Source organism: Acinetobacter amyesii, assembly GCF_023499985.1.
Classification (GTDB): domain Bacteria; phylum Pseudomonadota; class Gammaproteobacteria; order Pseudomonadales; family Moraxellaceae; genus Acinetobacter; species Acinetobacter amyesii.
In genome coordinates this window covers 518,369-531,242 of record NZ_JAMCOU010000013.1, presented here as the reverse complement: position 1 = coordinate 531,242, position 12,874 = coordinate 518,369, and the positions used below count along the sequence as shown (strand labels likewise).

13 protein-coding genes are annotated in these 12,874 nt (G+C 39.7%); 8 read left to right on the top strand and 5 right to left on the bottom strand.

The window, feature by feature from the left end; all coding sequences use genetic code 11:
* Together M5F03_RS04105 and M5F03_RS04100 are read left to right on the top strand one after the other, a co-directional pair.
* A complete protein-coding gene (locus tag M5F03_RS04105; RefSeq protein ID WP_180009483.1) occupies positions 1–2,250 on the top strand; it encodes a bifunctional prephenate dehydrogenase/3-phosphoshikimate 1-carboxyvinyltransferase in 2,250 nt (749 codons plus the stop codon).
* 112 nt (positions 2,251–2,362) lie between these two features.
* A complete protein-coding gene (locus M5F03_RS04100) occupies positions 2,363–2,734 on the top strand; it encodes a hypothetical protein (RefSeq protein ID WP_180005242.1) in 372 nt (123 codons plus the stop codon).
* A gap of 83 nt (positions 2,735–2,817) precedes the next feature.
* Here the strand turns inward: M5F03_RS04100 and M5F03_RS04095 are convergent, their stop codons facing one another.
* Together M5F03_RS04095 and M5F03_RS04090 are read right to left on the bottom strand one after the other, a co-directional pair.
* Entirely contained in the window at positions 2,818–3,342 is a 525-nt protein-coding gene (locus M5F03_RS04095) for a hypothetical protein (RefSeq protein WP_078194408.1), read from the bottom strand.
* Between the two features lie 282 nt (positions 3,343–3,624).
* Complete coding sequence (locus tag M5F03_RS04090; RefSeq protein ID WP_111885325.1) at positions 3,625–4,251, bottom strand: alpha/beta hydrolase; 627 nt, start codon at positions 4,249–4,251, stop codon at positions 3,625–3,627.
* Between the two features lie 125 nt (positions 4,252–4,376).
* Here M5F03_RS04090 and yaaA point away from each other — a divergent pair, with 125 nt between their 5' ends.
* The 4 genes from yaaA to M5F03_RS04070 all read left to right on the top strand — a co-directional run bounded on the left by yaaA (position 4,377) and on the right by M5F03_RS04070 (position 8,938).
* Entirely contained in the window at positions 4,377–5,159 is a 783-nt protein-coding gene (gene yaaA / locus M5F03_RS04085) for a peroxide stress protein YaaA (RefSeq protein ID WP_180115325.1), read from the top strand.
* Positions 5,160–6,116: 957 nt separating this feature from the next.
* The gene (locus M5F03_RS04080; RefSeq protein WP_078189086.1) at positions 6,117–7,439 is read left to right on the top strand and encodes an NCS2 family permease; all 1,323 of its coding nucleotides are present in this window, start codon (positions 6,117–6,119) and stop codon (positions 7,437–7,439) included.
* 66 nt (positions 7,440–7,505) lie between these two features.
* A complete protein-coding gene (locus M5F03_RS04075; protein WP_249706755.1) occupies positions 7,506–8,510 on the top strand; it encodes an adenosine deaminase in 1,005 nt (334 codons plus the stop codon).
* 53 nt (positions 8,511–8,563) lie between these two features.
* Positions 8,564–8,938 carry a hypothetical protein gene (locus tag M5F03_RS04070; protein WP_111885321.1) on the top strand — a complete coding sequence of 125 codons (375 nt, stop codon included), beginning with the start codon at positions 8,564–8,566 and terminating at the stop codon, positions 8,936–8,938.
* A gap of 63 nt (positions 8,939–9,001) precedes the next feature.
* On the opposite strand, the gene M5F03_RS04065 is transcribed toward M5F03_RS04070, so the two are convergent.
* Complete coding sequence (locus M5F03_RS04065) at positions 9,002–9,559, bottom strand: cytochrome b (RefSeq protein ID WP_249706754.1); 558 nt, start codon at positions 9,557–9,559, stop codon at positions 9,002–9,004.
* A gap of 212 nt (positions 9,560–9,771) precedes the next feature.
* Between M5F03_RS04065 and M5F03_RS04060 the strand changes: the two genes are divergently transcribed.
* Together M5F03_RS04060 and rnhB are read left to right on the top strand one after the other, a co-directional pair.
* On the top strand, positions 9,772–10,161 hold the full coding sequence (locus tag M5F03_RS04060) for a hypothetical protein (RefSeq protein ID WP_078189082.1): 390 nt from the start codon (positions 9,772–9,774) through the stop codon (positions 10,159–10,161).
* A 93-nt stretch (positions 10,162–10,254) separates the two neighbouring features.
* Positions 10,255–10,824 (top strand): ribonuclease HII, encoded by a 570-nt coding sequence (gene rnhB / locus M5F03_RS04055; protein ID WP_111885320.1) that lies wholly within the window; start codon positions 10,255–10,257, stop codon positions 10,822–10,824.
* 92 nt (positions 10,825–10,916) lie between these two features.
* Here rnhB and csrA read toward each other — a convergent pair whose 3' ends face one another.
* Together csrA and M5F03_RS04045 are read right to left on the bottom strand one after the other, a co-directional pair.
* On the bottom strand, positions 10,917–11,171 hold the full coding sequence (gene csrA, locus M5F03_RS04050) for a carbon storage regulator CsrA (protein ID WP_078189080.1): 255 nt from the start codon (positions 11,169–11,171) through the stop codon (positions 10,917–10,919).
* 248 nt (positions 11,172–11,419) lie between these two features.
* Positions 11,420–12,700: an aspartate kinase gene (locus M5F03_RS04045; RefSeq protein WP_078194395.1), complete on the bottom strand. Its 1,281-nt coding sequence runs from the start codon at positions 12,698–12,700 to the stop codon at positions 11,420–11,422.
* Positions 12,701–12,874 lie beyond the last annotated feature (174 nt).

The window sequence follows — 12,874 nt, the reverse complement described above, 5'->3', positions numbered from 1 at the left end:
ATGTCTGTGCCACTATTTGAAAAAGTTGCTTTTATTGGGCTTGGGCTGATTGGCTCAAGCCTAGCTCGCGTCATGATTGCTGAAGGTTTAGCTAAGGAAATTGTAGCGTCTACGCGTTCACAAAAAACTTTAGAAGATGCAAAAGCTTTAGGGCTTATTCAGCAGGGTTATAGCGATCCTGCTGAAGCGGTCAAAGGTGCAGATCTCGTTGTCTTGGCTTTGCCTGTACGTGCGACACAAAAAGTCCTTGAAGCGATAAAGCCTTATCTATCCGAACAGACGATTATTACCGATGTTGGGAGTACCAAAGGCAATGTCGTTGATGCAGCGAAAGCAGTCTATGGTGAGCAATTACCTGCTGGTTTTGTACCGGGGCATCCGATTGCTGGGGCTGAACTAACAGGTGTGCATGCAGGTAAGGTAGATTTATTTGCTAATCACAAAGTGATTTTGACACCATTACCTAGCAGTGCAGATTGGGCTGTAGAGAAACTAATTCAATTGTGGCAAGCTGCCAAAGCGGAAGTAATTTGTATGGATGTGGAAAAACACGATGAAGTGTTGGCCCATACCAGTCATCTTCCGCATTTGATGGCTTTTAACTTGGTTGAGCAACTTGCGAACCGAGAAGACAATTTAGATATTTTCCGTTATGCCGCTGGCGGTTTTCGTGATTTCTCACGCATTGCTGCAAGCGACCCACATATGTGGCATGACATCTTTTTTGCCAATAAAAAGGCAATTTTAAATGCGGTGGATGGCTTTGAAAAACAATTGGCTATTCTTCGCAAACTGATTGAAGATGAAAACTCACAAGCGTTGATGGGACTGTTGGGGCATGCACAAGCGGCACGCCAACATTTCAATCACATGCTCGCAAAGAAACCACTGATGGAGAAAAATAAAGTGACGACACAGCAATTCAAAATTTTACCGGGTCCAAAGCAATTCCAAGGTAAATTTACTGTGCCAGGTGATAAATCTGTGTCACATCGCTCTATCATGTTTGGTGCTATTGCAGAAGGCACAACGCATGTCACTGGTTTCCTTGAAGGTGAAGATGCCTTGGCAACTCTCCAAGCATTCCGCGATATGGGTGTGAGTATTGAAGGCCCTAAAAATGGCGAAGTTACCATTCATGGTGTAGGCATGCATGGTTTAAAAGCACCTGCAGGCGCTTTGTATATGGGGAACTCAGGCACTTCCATGCGCTTGCTTTCAGGCATGTTGTCGGCACAAAAGTTTGATTCGGTGATGACGGGTGATGCGTCATTATCAAAACGTCCAATGGAACGTATTGCAAAACCATTACGTGAAATGGGTGCGCAAATTCAAACCACAGGTGAGCGTGGTACGCCGCCCGTGTCTATTTCTGGAGGTCAAAACCTTAAAGGTATTCACTACGACTTACCAATGGCATCTGCACAAGTAAAATCTGGTATTTTGTTGGCAGGTCTTTGGGCGGAAGGTGAGACGGTTGTCACTGAGCCAGAACCGACACGTGACCATTCAGAGCGTATGCTTCGTGCATTTGGTTATGACGTGAAAACAGAAGGCAACCGCATTTCACTTCAAGGTGGTGGCAAGTTAGTCGGTACGGATATCCAAGTACCCTCTGACATTTCATCTGCAGCATTCTTTATGGTGGGTGCAGCGATTACTGAAGGTTCAGATGTCACACTTGAAGCGGTCGGCATTAATCCAACACGTACAGGTGTAATCGAAATTTTAAAACAGATGGGTGCTGACCTGACTGTTGAAAATGAACGTATCGCTGGCGGTGAGCCGATTGCAGATATTCGTATTCGTGGTTCACGTACACTCAAAGGCATTCATATGCCAGAAGATCAAGTGCCATTGGCGATTGATGAATTCCCAGCGTTATTTATTGCTGCTGCATGTGCAGAGGGTCAAACCATTTTGACTGGTGCAGCTGAACTTCGAGTGAAAGAGTCGGATCGTATTCAAGTGATGGCAGATGGCCTAAAAATTATGGGTATCGACTGTACGCCAACCGAGGACGGTATCATCATTGAAGGTCAAGGCAAAGCGGGTGAGTGGGGTGCAATCTTCACAGGTGGTGAAATCGAATCACATCATGACCACCGTATTGCAATGAGCTTCTCAATGGCAGGTTTACGTACTTCGGGTGAAATAAATATCGTGGGTACAGAAACTGTTGCGACCAGCTTCCCGACATTTACAGAGCTAGCGACTCAAGCCGGTTTAACGATTGCGGTAAGTGAATAAATAATTCACTAAATTTGTATATTTATTCAACAACAGCCAAGCAAATGCTTGGCTGTTTGGTTTTAATTGCTTATGCTAAAACCATACAACAAGAATGTCTTTGGATAGATACATGAGAAAACTACAATTCACCGCCCATAGCGATTCAAATCGAGTTGAAAGCAGTGCTGATACGCAAACTCAGGTTGCTGAATTATTGGCAAATAAATTAGAGCGTTATGGCTTTCAAACGTTATCGCAAAGTGGTGATCAGATTGCAGTCAGTGTTGATCAACATGAATTGCCACTTTCAGTGACATGTCAGGGGCAGGATGAATCAGGTCGTCTAGTCTGTGAAATTACCTCTTATCCAGATGAAGACCAAGATTGGTTAGATCGTATTACCGAGCAAAGTCTATTGAACCAATTGGCTCAAGCGGTCGAAAACAGTTTAAAAGAAGAAGAGTCGTATAGTGAGTTTCAATGGAAACAAATGACAAAGTAATCTGAAAAATTGAATTAAAAATCATCCATCAAAAAGCAGCATATCGCTGCTTTTTTGTTTTTTAACGGAATGTATTTACAACGTTATAGACACTCAATATTGATTGGATTAATAGTTCGATTGCTCTTTTTCACATAGTCACACATTTTTTCTGACTCTTGTTCATTGAGTCCCCAAAACACGATCACACCACGTTGATCAGTCAATTTGCTATCGCTTAAATAAATATAATGGGTGTCATGATATTTTTTATCGAGCATATCTTTATATTTTTGATCGGTAAAAGATGAACAAGATGAAATTTCAGCTTCTTTACACACCGAGTCACTCGAACAGCGTTGCTTAAAGGTTGAGATCATATTCATGGTGTCAGTGCTGTTGAGTTGGGCTTCACACACTTGGCTGTTGGGAAAGTCGTAGACCATTTTTAAGCTAAAATCACGACCATCGACATTCATCTTGTATGACGCAGTCAAATAGGCTTTGGGACCATCGTTCGCAGCAACCGTAGACGCTGGCAAATTTGTCGTTGTGGATGGGGTTGAATTAAAATAATAAACCAAAGCTGCAATGCTTAGACTTAAAATCACAGCAACAATAAATTTCATTTTTCCCTCTAAATTTTATCTTAATTTTTCTGGGTATTATTTCTGTAGTTGATTATTTAAACAAGTAAATAATTGGTTTTTAGATAAAAAATTGAGGCGTAATCAAAATTAAACGAGCATAGGCTTAAGTCATTACATGTTGAACGAATTGTGATCACTAATGCAAAAAAATGGATAACTCGACAAGCGAGTAGTTCAGTTTATCTGGAATATTGGGGGAATAGAGCGTTCGCTAGGCAAGAAAAATGAGCCAGTTAAGCTGACTCATTTTTTTTGTATTTTTTATACTAAAAAGCGTGAGATCGCGATACGAAGCTGTTTGAGATAACCTGTAAAGAAGTGGTTTGCACCTGGTAAAACCGTGATTAAATGGCGCTGTGGTTTGGCCCATTGAATCAAGTCAGATAACAGTGTGACATTATCTTCTTCACCATGAATAAATAAAATATCACCCTTAATATGTGGTGTCACATAGTGACGTACACCTGCAACTGTTGTGGTTGGTAGACCGCATAAAATAGTCTGTACAGGCTGTAATTCTACAGGCAAAAGGGCATAGCATTTAGTCATGACATTTGCACCGAAACTAAAACCGCCTGCATAAAATGGCAGGTTCGGATGTTGGTTGCGAGCAAATTCAATGACTTGCATAGTGTCTTTAGTTTCACCATTGCCTTCGTCATGTATTCCTGCACTTTGGCCAGAGCCGCGGAAACTTGGGCGATAGACAACATAGCCACGTTCTAAGAACATTTGCGCTAAAAGCACAGGTACTTTGTGCTGTGGTGTGCCACCTTGCAATGGGTGAGGGTGTGTAACTACCGCGAATCCTTTCACTTCACCCTGTGGATAATCAACAAAAATTTCAAGCTGACCAACAGGCCCTTGAATGAACAGTTGTTCTGACATAATGACTAAAATGTGAAAGCGGGAGAGTCGCATAGTTTACAGATTATGTTTATCAAAAACACAGATTGGATTTGAAAATACTCTACTGTTATAGTTTGTTTAATTAAAAATTAATCAGGATGTTTATGCTCGCTTTAATTTCTCCAGCAAAAACTTTAGATTACGAAACCGCTTTACCGACTGAAAAATTCACTCAACCACGGCTATTAGATCATTCTGAAGAATTAATCTCAGTCGCACGTAAATTGTCGGTAAGTGAAATTTCAAGCTTGATGAGTGTCAGTGAGAAAATTGCGACTTTAAATGTTGAGCGCTTCCGAGATTGGCAGCCTGATTTTGATTTTGCCAATGCACGCCAAGCAATCTTTGCCTTTAAAGGTGATGTATATACCGGTTTAGATGCTTATAAACTTACAAACTCAGACCTTGAATATGCACAAACCCATTTGCGTATGCTCTCGGGTCTCTATGGTTTATTGCGTCCGCTTGATTTAATGATGCCATATCGTTTAGAGATGGGGACCAAGCTGCAAAATCCACGTGGACATAACCTATACGAGTTTTGGGACAATACCATCACCAATCTCATCAATGACGATTTGGAAAAAGCCGGCTCTGAACTTTTGGTCAACATTGCTTCAGATGAATACTATAAGTCGGTCAAAGAATCAAAAATTAAAGCCGAAATCATCAAGCCAGTTTTTCTCGATCAAAAGAACGGCAAATATAAAGTCATCAGCTTCTATGCCAAAAAAGCACGTGGCCTAATGGCGCGTTATTTGTTGGAAAATAAAATTGAACGTATTGAAGATATCAAGTCGTTTAATACCGATGGATATTATTTCGATGCTGAGAGTAGCTTAAAGGGCGAATTGGTCTTTAAGCGAGATGAGCAACAAGCTGCTTAAGTTCAAGATTGAAAATTTTGAATCTGTAAAAAATATGAATAGCCGCTGTTTTTAAGTCAGCGGCTTTTTTATCTTCTTCACTCGGGATGTAACGGTGGGCCTGTGAAATTGATCGTGCTTTAAATTTCGTATATGAAATGATCTACAATTTGAGGCTTTTTGAGGAAAAGGATTTAAAAAAACATTCAGCGATTATCTTGTCTATCAGTCTAAAATATATTACAAAGTTAACATTGATCGAACAAATAGCTTATTAAATGACTTAATAAGATATAAAATTGTGAAATACGTCACTTTTTTGTTTAAGTTTTTTGTTATTATACCCAAATATTTAAACATGAATAAAATTTTGTTATGAAAAAAATACTGATACCAATTTTTATACTTAGCATTGTGTTCTTAGGGTTTAGTGTTTATAAAAATGCAGAGTTAAAGCGACAGCAAGAAATTAATCAGGTGTTCAATGATGATTTGAACGCATCACCTTATATGCGCTAAAAAAAATCAATCTTGCTGCTTCTGCATTGAGCTCAAGCATGATCTTGAAGAGTTCGTCTAAATATTGATATTTTATTTTTACATATAATAATTTCAAACTTTATAAATAAAACAATATCTTAAATTTACTAAATTGAAAAGCGATGAAAATGTGGAAACATTAAAAAATCAATGTGTTATAATTTGCCGAAATTAATTTGATCAGTATTTATTGATATTAAATACGAATTAAATGACATAAATAGAGGAGCTGCATAGGTTTATGCAGCTTTTTTGTTTGCAAATTTCAACATTTGTACTGTGTTGTATGCTGTTGAAAATAGGATTTTTTAAAGCCTACAATCTGTCGAATTGGCATATTCGTTGCTTAGGCATACACAAAATTAATGATGAATACATCACATGATTAATTTTGTGGAATGCTTAAATGCATAAAGTTTACTTCATAGGGGCTAGGTCATGACGACTCCTAATCCATCTTCCGAGAACATGCTTGAACGTCTGTTTAAACTGAGCGAAAACAAAACCAGTTTCAAAACAGAAGTCATTGCAGGTGTAACTACTTTTTTGACAATGTGTTACATCATTATTGTCAATCCAATGATTTTGTCCGAAACGGGTATGGATCATGGCGCTGTTTTTGTCGCAACTTGTCTAGCAGCAGCCATTGGCTGTTTGGTGATGGGTCTTGTTGCTAACTATCCAATTGCCTTAGCACCCGGTATGGGCTTAAACGCTTACTTTACTTATTCTGTATGTTTGGGTATGGGCGTGGAATGGCAAACTGCTTTAGCAGCTGTTTTTGTCTCTGGCCTTGTTTTTATCGCTATCAGCATGTTCAAAATCCGTGAAGCGATTGTCAATGCGATTCCAATGTCGCTTAAACTGGCGATCGGCGGCGGTATTGGTTTATTCCTTGCGCTGGTTTCTTTGAAAAATGCCGGCATTATTGTTGATAACCCTGCAACACTGGTCAGTCTGGGTGATTTAAAACAGCCGTCTGTCTTGTTGGCTTTACTTGGCTTCTTGATGGTTGTGGTTATGCATCACTTCAAAGTACGTGGTGCAATCATCATCAGTATTTTAGTGATTACTGCAATTTCAACCCTGCTGGGCTTCAACGAATTTAAAGGTGTTGTAGGTGCTATTCCTTCAATCGCTCCAACATTCATGCAAATGAACTTTGAAGGTCTATTCACCGCAAGTTTGATTGGCGTGATCTTTGTATTCTTCTTGGTCGATTTATTTGATTCTACAGGTACATTGGTCGGTGTATCACACCGTGCAGGCTTATTAAAAGATGGTAAATTACCACGTTTGAAGAAAGCATTATTTGCAGACTCATCTGCAATTGTTGCGGGTGCGGCATTGGGTACGTCTTCGACTACGCCTTATATTGAATCATCAGCAGGTGTTGCTGCCGGTGGTCGTACAGGTTTAACTGCAGTTGTAGTTGCTGTATTGTTTATTTTGGCATTGTTCTTAGCACCACTTGCTCAGTCTGTACCAGGTTTTGCAACTGCGCCAGCATTATTGTTTGTTGGTGTGTTGATGATTCAAGGTATCGTTCATATTGAGTGGGATGATATTACTGAAGCAGTCCCTGCATTCTTAACAATTGTGTTTATGCCGTTTACGTATTCAATTGCAGACGGTATTGCAATGGGCTTCATCAGCTATGCATTAGTTAAATTGCTTACGGGTAAAGCGAAAACTGTACCGTATATGGTCTGGATTATTGCTGTACTTTGGGCATTGAAATTTGCTGCATTTGGCGGTTAATACTGTCAAACAGCGAAAGGGTGTAAACTCAGTTTGCACCCTTTTTTATTTTTATGAGGATAAGAGATGGATCAACTTGAGCTGATTCGCGCTTTGCCAAAAGCAGAGCTACATGTGCATATTGAAGGGACATTTGAGCCTGAACTCATGTTTGCAATTGCCCAACGCAACAATATTGCAATTCCTTATCAGTCAGTCGAAGAATTAAAAGAAGCGTATAACTTCCATAATTTACAGTCTTTTTTAGACATTTATTATGCAGGTGCAAATGTACTGATTCATGAGCAAGATTTTTATGATTTGGCATGGGCATACTTTGAAAAATGTGCAGAAGATCATGTGGTTCATACCGAAATGTTCTTCGACCCACAAACCCATACAGACCGTGGCGTTGCTTTTGAAACTGTTTTGAATGGCTTACAACGCGCTTGTAAAGATGCCAAAGCAAAACTTGGCATTAGCTCACATCTGATTATGTGCTTCTTGCGTCATTTATCTGAAGACGCAGCATTTGCAACCTTAGAACAAGCTTTACCTTATAAAGATCAAATTATTGGTGTCGGTTTAGACTCGAGTGAAGTGGGTCATCCACCATCAAAATTCGAACGTATTTTTGCTAAAGCACGTGAAGCAGGTTTTCTTATCGTTGCGCATGCAGGGGAAGAAGGTCCAGCAGAATACGTATGGGAAGCCTTGGATCTACTGAAAGTAAATCGTGTTGACCATGGTGTACGTTCAGAAGAAGATCCTGTCTTAATGCAGCGTTTAATTGCAGAGAAAATGCCATTAACCGTTTGCCCGCTGAGTAATTTAAAGCTCTGTGTGGTCAATGATATGGCTGAGCATAATATTCGCCGTCTATTGCAACAAGGTGTGCATGTAACTGTCAATTCAGATGATCCATCTTATTTTGGTGGCTATATGAATGATAACTTTGTTGCGATCACCAAAGCGCTTGATTTAAGCGATGCTGAGTTAAAGCAATTGGCAATTAACTCTTTTGAAGCATCATTTATTTCAGATGCAGAAAAACAAACTTGGATTAAAAAGATTGAAGCGTTGAATTTATAATCAGCGTATAATGTCAGGCAGTGAATATTCACTGCCTTTTTTATGTTTAAATCATGCTTTTCTCTCATTCAAATCGCTCTATATTTGCCTCATCGATTACATTTTTAGCCGCAGTATTGATTTCATCCGCTGCTAGTGCAGATAAATCAAGTTTAAGTCAGCGTATGCTAAAGCCTGTGATTGAATATCAATGCTCGCAAGAGTTAAATAGTTCTAAAATTTGGAAAGGTGCTGCGTTGTTTATGAGTGCTCAACAGAAAAAAGACAATCAAGCTGCGATTTGTCAGTGCGTGAGTGAGCATGCTATGGATGATATCGGTGCAAAAGATCTGATGACTGCTGCAGTGAATGAAACTGAAAAGAATAAACTGATATCTAAAGCGGTTTTGAATAGTATGCGTGGCTGTGCTCAGCAAGTGCTGAATTAAAAGATGATGCTCACAATAAAAGCCACATAATGTGGCTTTTATTTTGTCTTTATTTTGTCTTTATTAGGGTTTTGGTTGTCGTGTCATGCTTTTGAGCACATGGTCTTTATCAATAAAATGATGTTTCAATGCTGCCAAAATATGACCCACTAAGAGCAATCCTGCTGCCCAAGAAATCCAAATATGTAGCGGTTTCACGATGGCTAATAATTCAGGATTATCTTGGACCAAGCGTGGTATTTCAAACAAATACAGGACAGGGGCCGGGTGACCTGCGCTCCAACTAAATAAGCAACCTGTAATAGGTAAAGCCAGTAGTACAAAATAAAGTGCTAAATGACCCAAATGTGCCATGGTTTTCATGCCGGATGACATACTGTCAGGTAATTCAGGTGTGGGGTGGGTATAGCGCCAAAAGATTCGTATCACCACCAGAAAAATAATTGTAGTCGCAATATTTTTATGGAGGGTAATGACTTGCCCTTTAAAGCTACCATCGACGTCATAACTCAGAAAATTACCACTATAAAAGCCAATTAACCATGCCACGATGAATATGATCGCCATCAGCCAATGTAAGACCTGAGCTGTTCGAGTGTAGTATTGTGTGTTATTGCTCATGTTGATTATTTAAGCGTCCAATCTTATGCAGATTCTAATACAGACCACAAAAATATGCGTCGTTTAAAATCGGGACACTGTGTTGTGAATATGCAACACAGGCTTTGATGATTAACTACACAACTACCGAATTTATTTTAAATAGTCATATCAGATGGTGTGTGATTTGGGGCACAATATGCGCGTTAATTAACAGAACAAAGGAAATATTCGTGAAAAAATTAGTTGCTGTTCTAGCGCCATTAGCGCTTGTACTTTCTGCATGTGCTGCGACTGGTACAACAGGTACAAGTACATCTACAGGTACAACTTCAGCAAACAGCTTGGCAATGATGGCTGTTAAAGTAGGTGTTCAAGCAAAATGCGTGACTGAGCTAAATAACAACAGCTACTGGAAAACAGGTTCAAAACTATTAACAGAAACTCAAAAATCTGAACTACAAACTGAAGTTTGTTCATGTGTAGGCGAGAAAGCGACAACTAGCGTGACTGCAACGGATTTGGTTGTAGCAGCAATGGATAAAACTTCACAAGCTAATCTTGCGGCTAAAATCGTGACAAATACTTTAAATGCTTGCGTGATCGAAACATTTAAAAACTAAGATTTAGAACATTTTATACGACCCAGACATTGGTATTGCTGAGTATTAGCAAATCCAAATTAAGGGTCGTATTTTATTTTGAGTGAGAGATATATGAAAATTGCTGGTGCAGATGAAGCGGGTCGCGGTCCATTGGTGGGTTCGGTTGTTGCGGCAGCTGTCATTTTAGATCCAAATAACCCGATTGAAGGTTTAAACGATTCTAAGAAACTCACTGAAAAAAAACGTGAAAAGTTATTTATTGAGATTCAAGAAAAAGCCTTGGCTTGGGCGATTGCTGAAAGTTCTGCACAAGAAATTGATGAGATCAATATTTTGCAAGCATCATTACTTGCAATGCGTCGTGCAGTGGAAAAACTCAGTGTGCAGCCAGAACACGTATTGGTCGATGGTAATAAAGTCCCAACCGGTTTAGCGATGAGCTGTGATGCTGTCGTAGGTGGTGATGCGATTCATCCTGAAATTTCGGCTGCGAGTATTTTGGCAAAAGTGACTCGAGACCACGAAATGGTTGAGCTAGATGCAAAATATCCACAGTATGGTTTTGCAAAACACAAGGGCTATCCAACCAAAGCACACTTTGAAGCAATTGCGCAGTATGGGGTGATTGATGAACATCGCCGCAGTTTTGGTCCCGTACGTAAAGTTTTAGAAGGGCAGTAATAAAGCTTAGTTGAACGTCTATAGTAAAAGCATGTTCTAGATAAATTTAAAGCGGCCTAATGAGCCGCTTTATGATTTAAACAACTTAAATCTTAGCGATTATAGTTATTTTGGGAATAATCAGTTTCTTCAAAAGATGGCTGATATTCTTGATCAATGTTTTGGAGATGTTCGTGCATTGCGCGTTCATGTTGAATTCGTTGGTAAATTTCTTCACGATGAACAGATACTTCTTTTGGAGCATTCACGCCAATACGAACCTGATTACCTTTAACACCAAGTACAGTCACGCTAACTTGGTCTCCAATCATTAATGTTTCTCCGACACGACGAGTCAGAATCAGCATGTTTCTCTCCTTGCAAAATGCAAAACCTGCAAATGATCTGTTATGTAAAATTCATAACTTGTAAAAGCAAAAAATTTAGCAGTGCATCTGAAACAATCATTGTGACAGTCGCAAACTGAGTAAATTTTAAAATCCTCAGGTTTAATATAACAGAGCCACTATAAAAAAAACTATAGTGGCTCTGAATTTTTACGATGTTTTTCAAAATCTGTCTAACAATGACAAATTTTGACACACAGCAAGGTTAATTAAGCACGTGCGCTTGATTCACCTGTTTCACGGTCTAGACCGAATGCAGTGTGTAGAGCACGTACAGCAAGCTCTAAGTATTTCTCATCAATAATCACTGAAATTTTGATTTCAGAAGTCGAAATCATCAAAATATTAATGCCTTCTTTTGCAAGAGCAGTAAACATTTTGCTTGCAACACCTGCGTGTGAGCGCATACCAACACCAACAATCGATACTTTTACGATGTCTGCGCGAGTTGCAACTTCACGTGCACCAATTTCTTGTGCAGTCGCTTCAAGAATGGCTTTCGCTTTTGATAATTCACTACGGTTAACTGTAAATGTGAAATCAGTTGTGCCGTCTTCTTCAACGTTTTGGATAATCATATCCACTTCAACATTGGCATCACCAATTGGTGAAAGGATGTTTGAAGCGATACCTGGTTTATCCGGTACACCAAGAATAGTTAATTTAGCTTCATCACGGTTGAACGCGATACCTGAGATGATTGGTTGTTCCATGTTGTCTTCCGCTTCAGTGGTGATTAGTGTCCCGACGTTTTGTTTAAAGTTTTCGTCGAATGCGCCATCATCGTCATTATCAAAACTTGATAATACGCGTAAAGGCACTTGGTATTTACCGGCAAATTCTACAGAGCGAATTTGAAGGACTTTAGAACCAAGTGATGCCATTTCAAGCATTTCTTCAAAAGAAATACGATCAACTTTTTTCGCTTTTGGAGCGACACGAGGGTCAGTGGTGTAAACACCATCAACGTCTGTGTAAATCTGACATTCATCAGCTTTAAGTGCAGCTGCCAATGCAACACCCGAAGTGTCAGAACCACCACGACCTAGAGTCGTAGTGTTACCTTCGGCATCAAAGCCTTGGAAACCTGCCACTACAATGACACGTCCAGCGTCAAGGTTCGAAGTCAATACATCCGTATCAATCGCTTCAATACGCGCCTTGGTAAATGCGCTGTCGGTTTTAATACCGACTTGACGGCCTGTAAGTGATTTAGCTTCAACACCAATAGAGTTAAGTGCCATTGCTAACATAGAAATCGTTACCTGTTCACCCGTAGACACCATTTGGTCTAATTCGCGTGGATCAGGGGTTTCGGTAATGGCTTTCGCTAAAGCAAGTAGACGATTGGTTTCGCCACTCATTGCAGATACAACAACCACAACTTTGTGACCGTGATCATGCCAACGCTTTACACGACGAGCAACATTTAAAATGCGCTCTGGAGTACCCATTGAGGTACCGCCATATTTTTGAACGATTAATGCCATAACTATCCTTACCAAGTAAATAAGTCCAAAGACTTAAAGCACTTACACATATTTTAAGACCGCACTTCGGCGCGATTTTAATATACCACGTAGCTTATGAACTCCAAGGTAGGAGGAGTTCAAATAGATACTTTGTGTCTGCAGGGGATTCACATGAACCCAGCCTTTTAGACT